We start from the raw sequence: 17,421 nt of genomic DNA, 5'->3' as shown, positions 1-17,421 counted from the left end.
CAGACCGCGCCGCCGCCGGCGCGGGTCCCCCGGGTCACCCCCGCCCCGGCCCCGCCGGGCCGCGGCGCCGACGGCCACGCGGGGGAGCCCTGTGCTCCGTGGCCGCCACGCCCCTGACCGCGACGCCGCTGACCGCCGGGCCGCGGCTCCGATGGCCACGCGGGGGAGCCCTGAGCTCCGTGGCCGCCACGTCCCGGGCGCAGTCCTGGCCTGCTTGTCCGCACCCTCGGCCCTTGCCCGCCTGTCCGCACCCTCGGCCCTTGGCGCAGGCATCGCGCCCATCGTCAGGACGTGTCGTCGTCCTTTGGAGGGCGGATCGTGACCTTGCCCGAGGCCAGGTCTATCGGGCCGCGGCTCGGGTCGTTGTCGCCTATGTCGACCCTCGTCAGAGCCAGGCGGTTTTGCTCCTCGTCGGTGTGCTTGCGGCCGGGTGCGAAGAACTCCTCGAAGACGTTGAACACAAGCCGTTCACCCCCTACTTCACCTCCAGCTGGAGGATCTTGTCGTCCCCCGGCTCGGGCGTACCCCGGGTGTCGGTCTCGCTCGTGACGAGCCAGACCTTGGCGCCGCCCGCCGACAGGACCGTGCGCAGGCGGCCGTACTTACCTTGCAGAAACGCCTGGGGCGGCGCCGAAGGTTCCGTGCCCGCCAGCGGGATCCGCCAGAGCCGCTCGCCCCTCAGCGACGCCATCCAGATCGAGCCCTCCGCATACGCGATGCCGCTCGGCGACGCGTCCGCCGTCTTCCACTGGGCCACCGGATCGACGAAGCCCGGCTTGCCGCCCTTGCCCTCCACCTCCGGCCAGCCGTAGTTCTTGCCCGGCTCGATCAGATTGAGCTCGTCCCAGGTGTCCTGGCCGAACTCGGCGGCCCACAGGCGTTTGTCGGAGTCCCAGGTCAGTCCCTGCACATTGCGGTGGCCCCATGAGTAGACGACTGAGTCCGCCTCCGGATTGCCGTGCACCGGCTGGCCGTCCGGGGTCATCCGCAGGATCTTGCCGCCCAGCGACTTCTTGTCCTGCGCGAGCTCCCTGTCACCCGTCTCGCCCGTGCCCGCGTAGAGCATCTTGTCCGGGCCGAACGCGATCCGCCCGCCGTTGTGTACGCGCCCCTTGGGGATGCCCCTCAGGATCGTGTCGGGTGCGCCCAGTTGCTGATCGGCCGGTTTCTTCTCGTCGTAGAGCATGCGGGCGATGCGGTTGTCCGACTCCGTCGTGAAGTACGCGTACACCTGGTGGTCAGAGGCGAAGGACGGGGAGACGGCCAGGCCGAGGAGTCCGCCCTCGCCGCCCGGGGAGACGCCGGGCACGGAGCCGATCTGAGTCTTCTTGCCGGTCTCCACGTCGACCCGGGTGATCGTCCCCTCGTCACGCGAGGCGACCAGAAGATCACCGTCAGGCAGCGCAGCGACACCCCATGGCGACTTCAGGTCCTGGGTCAGCGTGGACACGACCTTCACCGAGCCCTTCGCGGGCGGGCCTGTGGGACTCGGCGAGCCGGCCGAGCCGGATGCGGAAGGGCTCGGGGTGGCGGATGTCGCTCCCTGGCCGGCCGCCGCGGTGTCGTCGCCGGACGAGCACCCGGTCGCGATCAGAAGCACGGCGGCGGCCAACACGGCCGTCACAGCAGGACGTTGCACGGTTCTGATCCCTTCGACGGCTGCATGATCTGCCCGACTACTGTTCTTACACCGCTCACGGCTCCCAGGTTCCCGATCTTGGGTTCCCGATCCCGTCCGCGATCTCAATCCCAGGATCCCCGCGCCTTCGGCAGCCTCGCCACTTCGGCCACGTCCCGGGCCGTCAGCCCGAGCCCCGCCGCGGCCGCGTTCTGCGCTGCCCACTCCTCGCGCTTCGTCCCCGGCACGGCCACCACATGCCGTCCCTGCGCCAGCACCCACGCCAGTGCCACCTGCGCCGGTGTCACACGCGGGCCGTGCCGCTCGGCGATCCTCCGGAGCCCCGCCACCACCGGCTGGTTCGCGGCCATCATCTCCGCCGTGAACCGCGGATGGCGTGCCCGCACATCGTCCGGCTCGAAGCCCTGCCCGGGCGTGAGCGTTCCCGCGAGGAAGCCGTTCCCGAGCGGCATCGCCGCCAGGTACCCCACGCCACGCGCCTCGCACCACGGCACCAGTCGCTCCAGCGCCTCCGGCGACCACACCGACAGCTCCGCCTGCACCGCGCTCACCGGAAAGACCTGTTGCACCCGCTCCAGCTGCCGGATCGTTCCGTCGTACCGATGCGCCCCCGCGCGAGCCCCCGAACCCCCCGGAGCTCCCGCGCGTGCCCCCGAAGCCCCTGAAGTCCCGGCACGTGCTCCCGAAGCCCCCGATGTACCCGCACGTGCCCCCACGCGTGCCCCCGGGCGCCGGGACGCGCGCGCCCCCACCGCGCAGAACCCCAGGGCCCGCACCTTCCCCGCCGTCACCAGCTCCGCCATCGCGCCCCAGGTCTCCTCCACCGGTACCTCAGGATCCGCGCGGTGCAGCTGGTAGAGGTCGATCACATCCGTCTGCAGCCGCCGCAGCGAGGCGTCACAGGCCCGCTTCACATACCCCGGCCGCCCATTGGCGACCACATGCTGATCGCCGACGAGCAGCCCGACTTTCGTCGATACGAACGCCTCCCGGCGCCGCTCCTTAAGCGCCCGCCCGATCAGCAGCTCATTGGTGAAGGGCCCGTACATATCGGCCGTGTCCAGCAGGCTGGAGCCGGCATCCAGCGCGGCGTGCACAGTAAGCAGCGACCGGTCGCTGCGCTGCTGGGAGCTGCTGTACGCCCAGCTCATCGGCATACAGCCGAGCCCGATCGCGCCCACTTCGAGGGCCGCCGCACCGATTGTCCTGCGCTCCAACTGCCCGTACCCCTCCCTTGGCCGCTGACCAAACTAACGAATGCGGACCGCCGGGATGCGCCCAGCCTCATGAGGATTAGCCTCCTGACCATGACTGCAGACGTGTGGCTCCCGATTCCGGCCGACGAGATCGAGGGGCTTCCCACCCCCTCCGACGCGGGCCTCAACTACCTCTTCTGGGACGGTGGTCCGGACTTTCCCGGTGACCCCGCCGACTGTGTCTTCTACGCCGTCCCCTACATGAAGGGCACGGAGGTCGCGGTCCGCCCGCTGGCCGCCATGACGTCCGTGCGCGTCGTCCAGACGCTCTCCGCCGGAATCGATCACGTCGAGCCCGGGCTCGGCCTGCTGCCCCCCGGCGTACGCCTGTGCAACGCCAGGGGAGTCCACGAAGCCTCCACCGCGGAGCTCACCCTCGCCCTGATCCTCGCCTCGCTGCGCGGCTTTCCCGGCTTCGTACACGGCCAGGACAAGGAGGAATGGCGCGCCGGCTTCTATCCGGCGCTCGCCGACAAGTCGGTTCTGATCGTCGGATACGGATCGATCGGCGCCGCGATCGAGGACCGGCTCGCGCCGTTTGAATGCGCGCGGGTGGCGCGCGTCGCGCGCTCCGCACGCGCCACGGAGCGCGGCGAAGTGCGCGCACTCACCGATCTGCCCGCCCTGCTACCGGATGCGGATGTGGTGATCCTTTCGACCCCGCTCACCGAGCAGACGAAGGGCCTGGCGAACGCCGGGTTCCTGGCCCGGATGAAGGACGGCGCACTTCTGGTGAACGTCGCGCGCGGCCCCGTTGTGGACACCAAGGCCCTGCTGGCCGAGGTGGAGAGCGGACGTCTGACCGCCGCGCTCGATGTCACCGACCCCGAGCCGCTGCCTGCGGGACACCCGCTCTGGCACGCCCCGGGCGTCCTTATCAGCCCCCATGTGGGCGGCTCCACCTCCGCGTTCATGCCGCGCGCCAAGCGGCTGCTGGCCGGACAAATCACCCGGTTCGCCGCGGGCGAGCCGGTGCGCAACGTGGTGTTCACGACGGAATAGCCACGCGGCCCGCCCCTCTTCCGGCACTCTGTGAAGTCACCCGGATGCGCCGCGTGCCGACAGTGGTATTCATCGTCACGGAGAGTAGAGGAGCTATGTCCCTGAGTGACCGTTCTGGTGTATCGTCCCGAACTGGGGGCTGCACCTGGCAAGGGGCGGTGCGTTAGCGAGACCTGACTGCCGATCAGACTTCGAGGGGGGCGACGGGCGATGTACGGCCTATGGACGAACAATCCGACGCGGCGGGGCCACCGACGGCGACCCTCGCACGCTCCGAAGCGCAGATCCCATCCGATGTCTCACCCACCGGTGGCGGTGCTCCCCGGGGCGGCCCGGTGAGCGCCCAGGGGGCGATCATGGCCCGGCGGCCCGTGCCCGGTGGTAGCACGGGCCCGTTCTCCCAGCTCCTCCTGGCCGGCGTTTGCGGCGGTTACGGCATCGGCTCCGCCTTCGGCTGGGGCTCGCGCGAAGTCGCCTTGGTCATGGGCGACTTCGGCCTCAGTGCCGCCGCCCTGATCGCCGCCGTCTCCTGCTTCCTCTACGCCCGCGCGAGTCAGAGCCGCTTTCGGCTCGCCTGGCTGCTGTTCGCGGTCTCCTCCGCGATGGCCGCGGCAGGCAATGCGGTGTGGGGCTGGTACGAGGTGGTGCTGGACCGTGAGGTACCGAGCCCCTGCATCGCCGACCTGTTCTTCCTGTGCTTCGCGCCGCCCGCCATCGTCGGCCTTCTCGTTCTCGCCAAGCGCCCGGTCACCAGGGCGGGTTGGGTCTGCCTCGCGCTGGACGCCTGGCTGATCGGCGGCTCGCTGCTCACGCTCTCCTGGAGCCTCGCGCTCGCCCACAGCGCACATGTGCAGGGCCAGAGCGTGGCCCCGGCGGCACTCTCCCTCGCCTATCCGCTGCTCGACATCGTGCTGGTCAGCATGCTGCTCGCGCTGCACTTCCGCCGCTCCGCCACCAACCGCTCCGCCGTCAACACGGCCATCGCCGCCCTCGCCCTGACCGTCCTGTGCGACGCGCTGTTCACCTCGCCGCTACTGCGCGAGAACTACCGCTCGGGTCAGCTCCTCGACGCCGGCTGGTTCGCCGGTTCGCTGCTGCTCGCGTACGCCCCCTGGGGCGCACGCCGCACGCCCGAGGCGACGCGGCACCCGCACGGACCTCGCCACCTCAGCCGCCCCGTCGCGGGCTCGCTGGCCGCCCTCACGCCGTATCTCGCCGCCGCCGTCTGCACCCTCGGCATCCTGTACAACGTCATCGAGGGCCGCCGGGTGGACCGGGTCGTCGTCCTCACGGGCTGCACGGTCGTCCTCGCCCTGGTCGTCCGGCAGGGCATCATGCTCCTCGACAACATCGCCCTCACCCATGAACTGGCGCAGAAGGAGAACCACTTCCGCTCGCTGGTGCAGGGGTCGAGCGATGTCATCATGATCGCCGCCCCGAGCGGGATACTGCGCTATGTCAGTCCCGCCGCCGCCGGTGTGTACGGCCGTGAGGCCGAGGAGCTGATCGGCTCCGAGCTGGCCTCGATCATCCACCCCGAGGACCTGGGCCGGGTGGTCCATGAGGTGCGCCGGTTTCTGGCCGCTCCTCCGGCAGAGGAGCCCACCACCCGGATCGAGTGCCGCTTCAAGTCGGGCAACGGCGAATGGCTCAATGTGGAGTCCACGGTCAATCGCCACCAGGGCGGCCTGATCTTCAACAGCCGCGATGTCACCGAACGGGTCCGGCTCCAGGCCCAGCTGCAGCACAACGCCGAGCACGACCCGCTCACCGACCTGCCCAACCGCGCCCTGTTCACCGAGCGCGTCCGCCAGGCCCTCACCGGCCGCCGCGCGGGTGACTCCGGTACCGCGGTCCTCTTCATCGACCTCGACGGCTTCAAGGGGGTCAACGACCGCCTGGGCCACCAGGCCGGCGACGAGCTGCTGATCCAGGCGGCCCGCCGCCTCCAGGACTCGGTGCGGACCGGGGACACCGCCGCCCGTCTCGGCGGGGACGAGTTCGCGGCCCTGATCGTCGGCGACGGCGGCCGGGACCGGACCGCCCGCGAGTACCAGGTCCAGGAGATCGCCGACCGGCTGCGCCTCACCCTCTCCCAGCCGTACCGCATCGACGGCAACGAAGTGCGGGTGGCGGCCTCCATCGGGGTGGCCTTCGCCGAGCCCGCCATCACCCCCAACGACCTCATGCGCAACGCCGACCTCGCCATGTATCGCGCCAAGGCGGCAGGCAAGGACCGGGTCGAGCTGTACGCGCCACAGATGCAGGACGAGGTGGTCCGCCGCTCCGAGCTGGCCGCGCGCCTGCGCAGCGCCCTGCACGAGGGCGAATTCGCGCTGCTCCATCAGCCCGTGGTCAACCTCGCCACCGGCCGTATCGCCGCCGTCGCCGCCCAGGCCCGCTGGCGCTCCGCCCAGGGCATCCTGTTCACCCCGGCCGAATTCCTGCGGGTCGCCGACGACGGCGACCGCAGCGCCGAGATCGGCCACTGGCTGCTCGAGGAGGCCGTGGAGCAGGCCGCCGAGCGCGGCAGACTGGGCCATCTGGTGGCTGTCTCGGTCCGGATGTCGGCCCGCCGGCTGCTGGACAAGTCCCTGCCGCTCGGCTCCGTCGAGGCCCTTCTCACCCGGCACGGACTGCCGTCCGGAGCGCTGATCATCGAGCTCGCCGACAGTGATCCGCGGATCTCCTTCGACGATCTGGAGCAGCGTCTCGCCTCGCTGCGCAGACTCGGTGTACGGATCGCCCTGGACGGCTTCGGCAGCGGATACGCCGCGATCAACGCACTGCGCAGGCTCCCCGTGGACGTACTGAAACTGGACAGAGGTCTGGTCGAGGGTGTCGTCGAGTCCGCCCGGCTGCACAAGATCACAAGCGGGCTCCTCCGTATCGCCTGCGACCTCGGCATGCAGTCCGTGGCGGACGGCGTCGACGTGCCCGAGCAGGTGATTGCCCTCCGAGCCATGGGTTGCACGCACGGCCAGGGCATGGCCTTCTCGGGGCCGCTGGACGAGTACCGGCTGCGCCGCTCGCTGCTTCGGGAGGACTTCCCGGTGCCCGGCGGGATCGCCCTGCCCGTCCTGACGGGTGGCGCATTCACCGCACGCAATGGCTCAAATAATGAGACGCGCGTCCCACCCACTTGACAGTCATGGCGCGCCGGGGGGAGGGTCAGTGCCATGCGCACCCGAATTCTCGTACTTGGAAAGCGCGTCGGCTGAGCAGGGTCCCCTAAGACCCTGCGGACCCCTCCCGACGCGCTCCCCTCGCTTGCCTCACGGCACGAGGGGTTTTTTGTTGCACTGGCACACCCCAAACCCTCGCAAAAACCCTCAGCTTCGAGAAGAGAATGCCGATGACCGAGCAGGCCACCGGGGCCCACCATCCGCAGCCGCGGGCCCGTACCGGCGGACACCAGACCGCTGCAGTTGAGCACGTCACGGGCGCGCAGTCCCTCATCCGTTCTCTCGAGGAAGTAGGGGCCGACACGGTCTTCGGCATCCCCGGCGGTGCCATCCTCCCCGCGTACGACCCGATGATGGACTCCACCAAGGTCCGTCACGTCCTGGTCCGCCACGAGCAGGGCGCCGGCCACGCGGCCACCGGCTACGCGCAGGCCACCGGCAAGGTCGGCGTCTGCATGGCCACCTCGGGCCCCGGCGCCACCAACCTGGTCACCCCGATCGCCGACGCGCACATGGACTCGGTGCCGCTGGTCGCGATCACCGGCCAGGTGGCCTCCAAGGCCATCGGCACCGACGCCTTCCAGGAGGCGGACATCTGCGGCATCACGATGCCGATCACCAAGCACAACTTCCTGGTCACCAAGGCCGACGACATCCCGCGCACCATCGCCGAGGCCTTCCACATCGCCTCGACCGGCCGCCCGGGACCGGTCCTGGTCGACATCGCCAAGGACGCACTCCAGGCGCAGACCACCTTCAGCTGGCCGCCGCAGCAGGACCTGCCCGGATACCGCCCGGTGACCAAGCCGCACGCCAAGCAGATCCGCGAGGCCGCCAAGCTGATCGTCCAGGCCCGGCGCCCCGTCCTGTACGTCGGCGGCGGCGTCCTCAAGGCCGGCGCCACCGCCGAGCTGAAGGTCCTCGCAGAACTCACCGGAGCGCCCGTCACCACCACCCTGATGGCGCTCGGCGCATTCCCCGACAGCCACCCGCTGCACGTGGGAATGCCGGGCATGCACGGTTCGGTCACCGCCGTCACCGCGCTGCAGAAGGCCGACCTGATCGTCGCCCTCGGAGCCCGCTTCGACGACCGCGTCACCGGCAAGCTGGACAGCTTCGCGCCGTACGCAAAGATCGTCCACGCCGACATCGACCCGGCCGAGATCGGCAAGAACCGCACCGCGGACGTCCCGATCGTCGGTGACGCCCGCGAAGTCATCGCCGACCTGGTGCAGGCCGTCCAGGCCGAGCACAGCGACGGACACGCCGGGGACTACAGCACCTGGTGGAAGGATCTCAACCGCTGGCGCGAGACCTACCCGCTCGGCTACGACCAGCCGAACGACGGCAGCCTCTCGCCGCAGCAGGTCATCCAGCGCATCGGCGAGCTCGCCCCCGAGGGCACCATCTACGCCGCGGGCGTCGGCCAGCACCAGATGTGGGCCGCGCACTTCATCCAGTACGAGAAGCCCGCGACCTGGCTGAACTCCGGCGGCGCCGGAACGATGGGATACGCGGTCCCGGCCGCGATGGGTGCCAAGGCCGGCAAGCCGGACCACACGGTCTGGGCGATCGACGGCGACGGCTGTTTCCAGATGACCAATCAGGAGCTCACCACCTGCGCCCTGAACAACATCCCGATCAAGGTCGCGATCATCAACAACGGCGCGCTGGGGATGGTCCGCCAGTGGCAGACCCTCTTCTACAACCAGCGCTACTCCAGCACCGTCCTGCACGCCGACGACACGGGTCACCACGTGGCGGGCTCCCAGGTCGGCGCGAGCACCTCGGCGCGTCAGGGCACCCGTGTCCCCGACTTCGTGAAGCTGTCGGAGGCCATGGGCTGCCACGCGATCCGCTGTGAGTCCCCGGACGACCTCGACAAGGTCATCGCCGAAGCCAATGCGATCAACGACCGCCCGGTCGTGATCGACTTCATCGTCCACGAGGACGCCCAGGTCTGGCCGATGGTCGCCGCAGGCACCTCCAACGACGAGGTCATGGCGGCGCGCGGCGTCCGCCCCGACTTCGGCGACAACGAAGACGACTGAGAGCAGTAGGAAGAGGTACGACGCACCATGTCCAAGCACACGCTCTCCGTCCTGGTCGAGAACACGCCAGGCATCCTCGCCAGGATCGCCGCACTGTTCTCCCGTCGCGGCTTCAACATCGACTCGCTCGCCGTCGGTGTCACCGAGCACCCCGACATCTCCCGCATCACGATCGTGGTGAATGTCGAGGACCTGCCGCTGGAGCAGGTGACCAAGCAGCTCAACAAGCTGGTCAACGTTCTGAAGATCGTCGAGCTCGAGCCCGGCGGCGCGATCCAGCGCGAACTGGTGCTGGTGAAGGTCCGCGCGGACAACGAGACCCGCTCCCAGATCGTCGAGATCGTCCAGCTGTTCCGCGCCAAGACCGTGGACGTCTCGCCCGAGGCGGTCACCATCGAGGCCACCGGTTCGAGTGACAAGCTGGAGGCGATGCTCAAGATGCTGGAGCAGTTCGGCATCAAGGAGCTCGTCCAGTCCGGCACGATCGCCATAGGGCGCGGCGCCCGGTCCATCACGGACCGGTCCCTGCGGGCCCTGGACCGTTCCGCCTAGGCAGCCCCGCACAGGCGGACCGTTCCGCCTGGCGAGACCCCGAAACGTCCCCATCCCTCCTCGCCGTACGGTGGGACGTAACACCAGCACTCCAAGGAGATATCCCAGTGGCCGAGCTGTTCTACGACGACGACGCCGACCTGTCCATCATCCAGAACCGCAAGGTCGCGGTCATCGGCTACGGCAGCCAGGGCCACGCCCACGCGCTGTCGCTCCGTGACTCGGGTGTCGACGTCCGCGTCGGTCTGCACGAGGGCTCCAAGTCCAAGGCCAAGGCCGAGGAGCAGGGCCTGCGCGTGGTGACCCCCGCCGAGGCCGCGGCCGAGGCCGACGTCATCATGATCCTCATCCCGGACCCGATCCAGGCCCAGGTCTACGAGGAGTCCATCAAGGGCAACCTGAAGGACGGCGACGCGCTCTTCTTCGCCCATGGCTTCAACGTCCGCTTCGGCTTCATCAAGGCTCCGGCCGGTGTCGACGTGGCCCTGGTCGCCCCGAAGGGCCCCGGCCACCTGGTCCGCCGCCAGTACGAAGAGGGCCGCGGCGTCCCGGCGATCGCCGCCGTCGAGCAGGACGCGACCGGCAGCGCCTTCGCGCTGGCGCTCTCGTACGCGAAGGCCATCGGCGGCACCCGCGCCGGCGTCATCAAGACGACCTTCACCGAGGAGACCGAGACCGACCTCTTCGGCGAGCAGGCCGTCCTCTGTGGTGGTACGTCCGCGCTGGTCAAGGCGGGCTTCGAGACGCTGGTCGAGGCCGGCTACCAGCCGGAGATCGCGTACTTCGAGTGCCTCCACGAGCTGAAGCTGATCGTGGACCTCATGTACGAGGGCGGCCTGGAGAAGATGCGCTGGTCGGTCTCCGAGACCGCCGAGTGGGGCGATTACGTCACCGGCCCCCGCATCATCACCGACCAGACCAAGGCCGAGATGAAGAAGGTCCTCACCGAGATCCAGGACGGCACCTTCGCCAAGAACTGGATGGACGAGTACCACGGCGGTCTGAAGAAGTACAACGAGTACAAGACGCAGGACGAGAACCACCTGCTCGAGACCACCGGCAAGGAGCTGCGCAAGCTCATGAGCTGGGTGGACAACGAGGAGGCGTAAGCCGCAGGCGGGGGGCCGGGACAACAGCGTCCCGGCCCCCCGCCCAGTTGTTCTCGCCGCGCTCCAGCGCTTCTCCACTCTGTCCAGCCACGGACGGGTGATCCTGCCTTGGAGGCGCAAGACGCACCCCACTGCACCACTACACTGCTCAACACATACGCGTCAGGCCCACAGTGTCGTGCGTCTTCCACGCGGCTAGCCCCCTCCACCGCCTGCGGCCGTCGGGACGGCCGTCCGCACTGGACTAGTGAGGACTCACGTGAGCTCGAAACCTGTCGTACTCATCGCTGAAGAGCTGTCGCCCGCCACCGTCGACGCGCTGGGCCCGGACTTCGAGATCCGGCACTGCAACGGCGCCGACCGCGCGGAGCTGCTCCCCGCCATCGCCGATGTCGACGCGATCCTCGTACGCTCCGCCACCAAGGTCGACGCCGAGGCCATCGCCGTGGCGAAGAAGCTGCGTGTCGTCGCCCGCGCGGGCGTCGGTCTGGACAACGTCGACGTCTCCGTCGCCACCAAGGCCGGCGTGATGGTTGTCAACGCCCCCACGTCGAACATCGTCACCGCCGCCGAGCTCGCGTGCGGTCTGCTCGTCGCCACCGCGCGCAATATCCCGCAGGCCAACACCGCCCTGAAGAACGGCGAGTGGAAGCGCTCCAAGTACACCGGCGTCGAGCTGAGCGAGAAGACCCTCGGCGTCGTGGGCCTCGGCCGGATCGGTGTCCTGGTCGCCCAGCGGATGTCCGCCTTCGGGATGAAGATCGTCGCGTACGACCCCTACGTACAGCCCGCGCGCGCCGCGCAGATGGGCGTCAAGCTGCTCTCGCTCGACGAGCTGCTCGAGGTCTCCGACTTCATCACCGTCCATCTGCCGAAGACCCCCGAGACCCTCGGCCTCATCGGCGACGAGGCGCTGCACAAGGTCAAGCCGACCGTCCGCATCGTCAACGCCGCTCGCGGCGGGATCGTCGACGAGGAGGCGCTGTTCTCGGCGCTCAAGGAGGGCCGGGTCGCGGGCGCGGGCCTCGATGTGTACGCGAAGGAGCCGTGCACGGACTCCCCGCTGTTCGAGCTGGACCAGGTCGTCTGCACCCCGCACCTCGGCGCGTCCACGGACGAGGCGCAGGAGAAGGCGGGCGTCGCCGTCGCGCGTTCCGTGCGTCTCGCGCTCGCCGGTGAGCTCGTGCCGGACGCCGTCAACGTCCAGGGCGGCGTCATCGCCGAGGACGTACGGCCCGGTCTGCCGCTCGCCGAGAAGCTCGGCCGCATCTTCACCGCGCTGGCGGGCGAGGTCGCGGTCAGGCTCGATGTCGAGGTGTACGGCGAGATCACCCAGCACGACGTCAAGGTGCTGGAACTGTCCGCGCTCAAGGGCGTGTTCGAGGACGTCGTCGACGAGACCGTCTCGTACGTCAACGCTCCGCTGTTCGCGCAGGAGCGCGGTGTCGAGGTGCGGCTGACGACGAGCTCGGAGTCGCCGGACCACCGCAACGTCGTCACGGTCCGCGGCACGCTCTCGGGCGGCGAGGAGGTCGCGGTCTCCGGCACACTGGCCGGCCCCAAGCACCTCCAGAAGATCGTCGCGATCGGCGACTACGACATCGACCTGGCGCTCGCCGACCACATGGTCGTGCTGCGCTACGAGGACCGCCCCGGCGTCGTCGGCACGGTCGGCCGGATCCTCGGCGAGGCCGGACTGAACATCGCGGGCATGCAGGTCTCGCGCTCGGAGGAGGGCGGCGAGGCGGTCGTCGTGCTGACCGTGGACGACACGGTGCCGCCGCAGGTGCTGTCGGAGATCGCGGACGAGATCGGCGCGGCCTCGGCCCGTTCGGTGAACCTGACGGACTGATCCGTACATCGCGAAGGGCCCGGCTCACTGTGGTGAGCCGGGCCCTTCGCGATGTCGGGTGTCAGTGCCCGAGGACCGGCTCGGGTGTGGGCACCTCGCTGCTGCTGTCCTTCTGTGCGCCCCGCAGCAGCGTCGCCGCGAGCACCGCCGCCGCAACCAGCAGCACCCCCGCGCCCACCGACGCCAGCTGCATGCCGTGCGTGAACGCCTCCCGGGCGACGCCCAGGACCGAATCGCCGAGCCTCCCCGGCAGTTGCCCGGCGACCGCCGACGCGCCGCCCAGCGTTTCGCGGATCGTGTCCAAGGCGTCAGCCGGTACACCCTTCGGCGCGGAGTCCCCGAGGTCCGCGCGGTAGACCGCCGTACCGATGGAGCCGAGGACCGCCATGCCCAGCGCTCCGCCGAACTCCTGACCCGTCTCGAGCAGGGAGGCGGCCGAACCGGCCTTCTCCATCGGGGTGGCGGACAGTGCCAGGTCCGAGACCAGCGCCATGACGGTGACGATGCCGCAGCCGATGACGGCCGCGCCGGCCAGCAGCAGCCAGAGCGAGTCCGTGCCGGTCAGGGTGAGCAGGGCGAACCCCGCGGCGGCGATGAGGAATCCGGCCGCGACGACATGGGCCCGGTCGATCTTCTGGGCGAGCGCGGACGCGGTCGGGGCCGCGGCGCCGACCGCGAAGGACGGGGCCATGCTCCACAGCGCGGCCTCCATGGTGCCCATGCCGAGCACGGACTGGAGGTACTGGGTGGTGAAGTAGGCCGAGCCCATCATCGCGAAGGCGGCGGCGGTGTTGAGCGCGATCCCGGAGCCGAAGACGCGGTTCCGGAAGAGCTCCCGGCTGATCATCGCGTCGGTACGGCTCCGCTGGCGGTGTACGAAGAGCGCGCCGACAGCCAGACCGGCCGCGATGCACAGCGCCATGGCGATGCTGAAGCCCTCGGCCGCGATCTCCTTCAGTCCGTACACCACAGGCAGGACCGCACCCATCGACAGCGGCACGCTCAGCAGGTCGAAGCGGCCGGGGGCGGGGTCCTTGAACTCCGGTACCAGCACCGGCACCAGGACCAGCAGAAGGAGCATCGCGGGCACATTGATCAGGAAGACCGAGCCCCACCAGAAGTGGTTGAGCATGACGCCGCTCATCACCGAACCGAGGGCGATACCACCGGCCATGGCGCCCGACCAGATGCCGATCGCCTGGCTGCGCTGCTTGTCGTCCTGGAACATGTTGCGGACCAGGGCCATGGTGGAGGGCATCAGGGTGGCGCCGCCGATGCCGAGCAATGCCCGTGCGGCGATGAGCATTTCGGCGCTCTGTGCGTACGCCGCGCCGACTGAGGCGATCCCGAAGGCCGTTGCCCCGATCAGCAGGAGCTTGCGGCGGCCGATGCGGTCGCCGAGCGAGCCCATGGTGATCAGCAGGCCGGCGAGGGCGAAGGCGTAGATGTCGAAGATCCACAGCTGCTGGGTGCTGCTCGGATCCAGTTCGCGGCTGATCGCCGGGATGGCGAAGTAGAGGACCGAGACGTCCATCGAGACCAGGAGGAGGGGCAGCAGGAGGACGACGAAGGAGGTCCATTCCCGGCGGCCGGCGCGAAGTGCGGTGGAGTTCGTCATGCAGAGCAATGTACGGGCGTCTTAAACGCTTGTCTAGTACGAGCGTTTAAGACGTTCGTATGGGACGGCTGTATGTCTGCGGAGTACGCTGCTGACATGGGACATCGTGAGGATCTGCTCGAAGGCGCCAAGCGCTGCCTGCTGGAAAAGGGCTACGCCCGGACGACCGCGCGCGACATCGTCGCCGCCTCCGGCACGAATCTGGCTTCCATCGGTTACCACTACGGCTCCAAGGAGGCCCTGCTCAACCAGGCCTTCCTGGCGGTCACCGAGGAGTGGGGTGACGCGGTCGGGCCGGCCAACAAGGAAGCGGCCGCGTTGCCCAAGGATCCGATCGAGCGTTTCGAGAAGACCTGGGAGCAGGTCATCGCCGCGTTCGACGCCAGTCGGGCGGTCTGGAAGCTCCAACTGGAGGTCGTGTCGCGGCTGGACGAGGACGAGCAGCTGCGCCAGGCGATCCTTGGGCCGCAGAAGGAGGGCAGGGCGGGCATGGCCGAGGGCTTCCTCGGCCTGGACCCGCAGGCCGATCCGGAGAAGGCCCGGGTGGCGGGCCTCTTCTACCAGGCGCTGGTGGCGGGCGTGATGATCCAGTGGATGGTCGACCCCGAGACCGCGCCGTCGGCGAAGGACCTCACGGACGGGCTGCGGGCGGTTCTCGAGAGCCAGGCCTGACAAGTCGGGCCCGAGCGCGGGTTGACCGACGCGGGCGGCTACAACCGCGCCGCCTTCAGCGCCATGTGCAGCAGCAGTCTGTCCTCGCCCTCCGCGAGATCGAGTCCGGTGAGCTGCTCCACCCGCGAGAGGCGGTAGTAGAGCGTCTGCCGGTGGATGCCGAGCGCCGCGGCCGTGCGGCTCGCCTGGCCCGCGCAGTCGAGGAACATCTCGGCGGTACGGGCCAGTTCGGCATGGGAGGGGTCCAGCAGCTCGCGTACGGCTGGGTCGTGCGCGGTGTCCGCGGGCAATGCGGTCAGCATGCGGTACGGACCGATGTCCGCCCACTGGGCGACCGGGCCGAGCCGGGGCTGGGCGTGCGCGGTCCGCGCGGCTGAAGTCGCCTCCAGCCAGGCGGTGTTGAGCTCGGCGAGACCGCGGCGGGGGACGGCGACCCCGGCGGCCGCCCGGCCCGCGCCCGCGGAGTCGCGGAGCCGGTCCGCGGCGGTGAGGACGGGGGAGAGGGCATCGGCCGACCGGAGCCGGACGAGTACGGCAAGCGCGTGGGTGTCCGGCGCGTCCTCCGCGGGGACCGCGACGGCGGATGCGCGGCGGTCCGCCGCGCCTGCCGGGGCGTCCGCCCCGGCGCCTTCCGCCTCGCCTGCCGCGCCACGGCGGGCCGCTGCTCCCAGACGGCCACCCGGCTGTCCGGCCCAGGCCGCACCGGCGACGGGGTGCATGCCCGCATCCCACCGCAGCGTGCACAGCGCCGCCGTACCCGGCAGGGAGCGGGACGACGGTGCGTCCGCCTCCGTCCACGGTGTCACGCACACCACCGCGTGCAGGCCGTCCGCCTCCGCGCCCCCCAGCGCCGCCCGCAGCGCGGACACCGCCATGTCGTACTGCCAGCCGCCCTCCGCCGTCAGCACCGCGCGGAACTCGCGGGACAGGTCCGACCCCGCCCGCTCCTCGTCCGCCAGCAGCGTGCCGATCCTCGCCGTCACCTCCATCGCCGCCGCCAGCTGTTCCTCCGTGGGGCCCGGCGTCGCGTCGAGCAGCCATACGTAACCGAGCACGATGCCCCGGTGGCGTACGGGAAGGCAGATCCGGTCCCGGAAGACCCCCGCGTCCGGGGCCGCCGGGATGCGGACCGGGCCGGTCGCGCGCGCGATGCCGAAGCCCTCGAACCAGGCGCGGACCGCGGGCGTGGACTTCCGGGTCAGGATCGAACGCGTCCTGACCGGGTCCAGCGTGGTTTCGTCGAATTCGCTGTCGCTGTCGTGCGCGAAGGCGATCAGGCCGAAGTCCCGGTCCTCCAGCGTCGCGGGGACGGCAAGCAGCGCCGAGATTTCGTCGACCAGTTCCTGGTAATCGCCCTTCATCCGGACATTCTCGCACCCTCTTCAGACATATGTCTGAGATCCGGGCCACGGATGCGTGACAGCTGTCGATGGCCCAGGATCAAAGCGATCCTTAGGTTTCACGGTGGTTCTTCGTGCTGTTCCCGATTCGTTCGGGTCCGGTCTCCCTCAACCCCTGTTTCCGTGGAGGTGCCCCGTGCTGGGTCCCGTGATCCTCGCCGCGTCGCGCAGCGACAAGATGCGCCGCTTCGTCTCGGCAGCCCCGGGGACCAAGCAGGTCGTCGCCCGGTTCATCGCCGGTGAGACGGTCGAGCAGGTCATCCCGATCGTCGAGGAGACCGTGGGCAAGGGCCTTGAGGTCACCCTGGACGTGGTGGGCGAGGACATCACCACCCGCGAGCAGGCCGCCGCCGCGCGCGACGCCTACCTTCGGCTGATCGACCACCTCAAGGACCTGGGCCTGGGTACCAAGGCCGAGATGTCCGTCAAGCTGTCGATGTTCGGCCAATCCCTGGACGACGGTCACGAACTGGCCCTCGCCAACGTCCGCCCGGTCGTCGAGGCGGCCGCCGCCATCGGCACCACGGTCACGCTGGACGCGGAGGACCACACCACCCTCGACTCGATGTTCGCCATCCACGAGGAGCTGCGGCAGGACTTCCCGCAGACAGGCTGTGTGATCCAGGCCTATCTGTTCCGCACCGAGGACGACGCACGCCGCCTCGCCGCGGCCGGCAGCCGCGTACGCATCGTGAAGGGCGCGTACAAGGAGCCCGCCACGGTCGCGTACCAGGACAAGGCGGAGATCGACAAGGCGTACGTCCGCATCCTGCAGATCCTGATGGACGGCGACGGCTACCCGATGATCGGGTCCCACGACCCGCGTCTCATCTCCATCACTCAGGAGCTTGCCCGCCGCGCCGGGCGCAAACTGGATGAGTACGAGTTCCAGATGCTGTACGGGATCCGCAGCGACGAGCATGTCCGGCTCGCGGCCGAGGGTCACCGCATGCGCGTCTACACCGCTTACGGCACCGACTGGTACGGCTACTTCATGCGCCGTCTCGCCGAGAAGCCCGCGAACCTGCTGTTCTTCGTCCGGTCGATGATCACCAAGGGCTGAGCCCCACCCCTCACAAAGGAGT

The 17,421-nt window shown here is 69.7% G+C and carries 13 protein-coding genes; 8 read left to right on the top strand and 5 right to left on the bottom strand.

All coding sequences use genetic code 11. The annotated features are described in order from the left end of the window. Positions 1-284 precede the first annotated feature (284 nt). The 3 genes from OG729_RS11705 to OG729_RS11695 all read right to left on the bottom strand — a co-directional run bounded on the left by OG729_RS11705 (position 285) and on the right by OG729_RS11695 (position 2,856). The gene (locus OG729_RS11705) at positions 285-461 is read right to left on the bottom strand and encodes a DUF6191 domain-containing protein (protein ID WP_360877738.1); all 177 of its coding nucleotides are present in this window, start codon (positions 459-461) and stop codon (positions 285-287) included. 14 nt (positions 462-475) lie between these two features. Further along, the gene (locus tag OG729_RS11700) at positions 476-1,624 is read right to left on the bottom strand and encodes a PQQ-dependent sugar dehydrogenase (protein ID WP_405805879.1); all 1,149 of its coding nucleotides are present in this window, start codon (positions 1,622-1,624) and stop codon (positions 476-478) included. 119 nt (positions 1,625-1,743) lie between these two features. Further along, positions 1,744-2,856 carry an aldo/keto reductase gene (locus tag OG729_RS11695; protein ID WP_405805878.1) on the bottom strand — a complete coding sequence of 371 codons (1,113 nt, stop codon included), beginning with the start codon at positions 2,854-2,856 and terminating at the stop codon, positions 1,744-1,746. Positions 2,857-2,946: 90 nt separating this feature from the next. Between OG729_RS11695 and OG729_RS11690 the strand changes: the two genes are divergently transcribed. From OG729_RS11690 to serA, 6 genes are all read left to right on the top strand, one after another. After that, a complete protein-coding gene (locus OG729_RS11690; RefSeq protein WP_360877729.1) occupies positions 2,947-3,897 on the top strand; it encodes a 2-hydroxyacid dehydrogenase in 951 nt (316 codons plus the stop codon). Between the two features lie 335 nt (positions 3,898-4,232). Then, positions 4,233-7,043, top strand: coding sequence for an EAL domain-containing protein (locus OG729_RS11685; RefSeq protein ID WP_360877725.1), 2,811 nt, complete (start codon positions 4,233-4,235; stop codon positions 7,041-7,043). 203 nt (positions 7,044-7,246) lie between these two features. Beyond that, entirely contained in the window at positions 7,247-9,133 is a 1,887-nt protein-coding gene (locus OG729_RS11680; RefSeq protein ID WP_360877722.1) for an acetolactate synthase large subunit, read from the top strand. 27 nt (positions 9,134-9,160) lie between these two features. Then, the gene (gene ilvN, locus OG729_RS11675) at positions 9,161-9,685 is read left to right on the top strand and encodes an acetolactate synthase small subunit (protein WP_005311534.1); all 525 of its coding nucleotides are present in this window, start codon (positions 9,161-9,163) and stop codon (positions 9,683-9,685) included. A 107-nt stretch (positions 9,686-9,792) separates the two neighbouring features. Continuing rightward, on the top strand, positions 9,793-10,794 hold the full coding sequence (gene ilvC / locus OG729_RS11670; protein ID WP_360877718.1) for a ketol-acid reductoisomerase: 1,002 nt from the start codon (positions 9,793-9,795) through the stop codon (positions 10,792-10,794). Positions 10,795-11,053: 259 nt separating this feature from the next. Beyond that, complete coding sequence (gene serA, locus OG729_RS11665; RefSeq protein ID WP_360877715.1) at positions 11,054-12,646, top strand: phosphoglycerate dehydrogenase; 1,593 nt, start codon at positions 11,054-11,056, stop codon at positions 12,644-12,646. Positions 12,647-12,707: 61 nt separating this feature from the next. Here the strand turns inward: serA and OG729_RS11660 are convergent, their stop codons facing one another. Then, positions 12,708-14,264 carry an MFS transporter gene (locus OG729_RS11660; protein ID WP_405805876.1) on the bottom strand — a complete coding sequence of 519 codons (1,557 nt, stop codon included), beginning with the start codon at positions 14,262-14,264 and terminating at the stop codon, positions 12,708-12,710. A 96-nt stretch (positions 14,265-14,360) separates the two neighbouring features. Between OG729_RS11660 and OG729_RS11655 the strand changes: the two genes are divergently transcribed. Continuing rightward, positions 14,361-14,936, top strand: coding sequence for a TetR/AcrR family transcriptional regulator (locus OG729_RS11655; protein WP_405805874.1), 576 nt, complete (start codon positions 14,361-14,363; stop codon positions 14,934-14,936). 38 nt (positions 14,937-14,974) lie between these two features. Here the strand turns inward: OG729_RS11655 and OG729_RS11650 are convergent, their stop codons facing one another. Then, positions 14,975-16,297: a PucR family transcriptional regulator gene (locus OG729_RS11650; RefSeq protein WP_405805873.1), complete on the bottom strand. Its 1,323-nt coding sequence runs from the start codon at positions 16,295-16,297 to the stop codon at positions 14,975-14,977. Positions 16,298-16,472: 175 nt separating this feature from the next. On the opposite strand from OG729_RS11650, the gene OG729_RS11645 reads away from it, so the two are divergent. Further along, positions 16,473-17,399, top strand: a complete 927-nt coding sequence (locus OG729_RS11645; RefSeq protein WP_360877702.1) for a proline dehydrogenase family protein — start codon at positions 16,473-16,475, stop codon at positions 17,397-17,399. Positions 17,400-17,421: the final 22 nt, after the last annotated feature.

It is taken from the genome of Streptomyces sp. NBC_00210 (assembly GCF_045160975.1).
Taxonomy (GTDB): domain Bacteria; phylum Actinomycetota; class Actinomycetes; order Streptomycetales; family Streptomycetaceae; genus Streptomyces.
The sequence above is the reverse complement of the archived record's forward strand: the minus strand, read 5'-3'. Positions and strand labels throughout refer to the sequence as shown.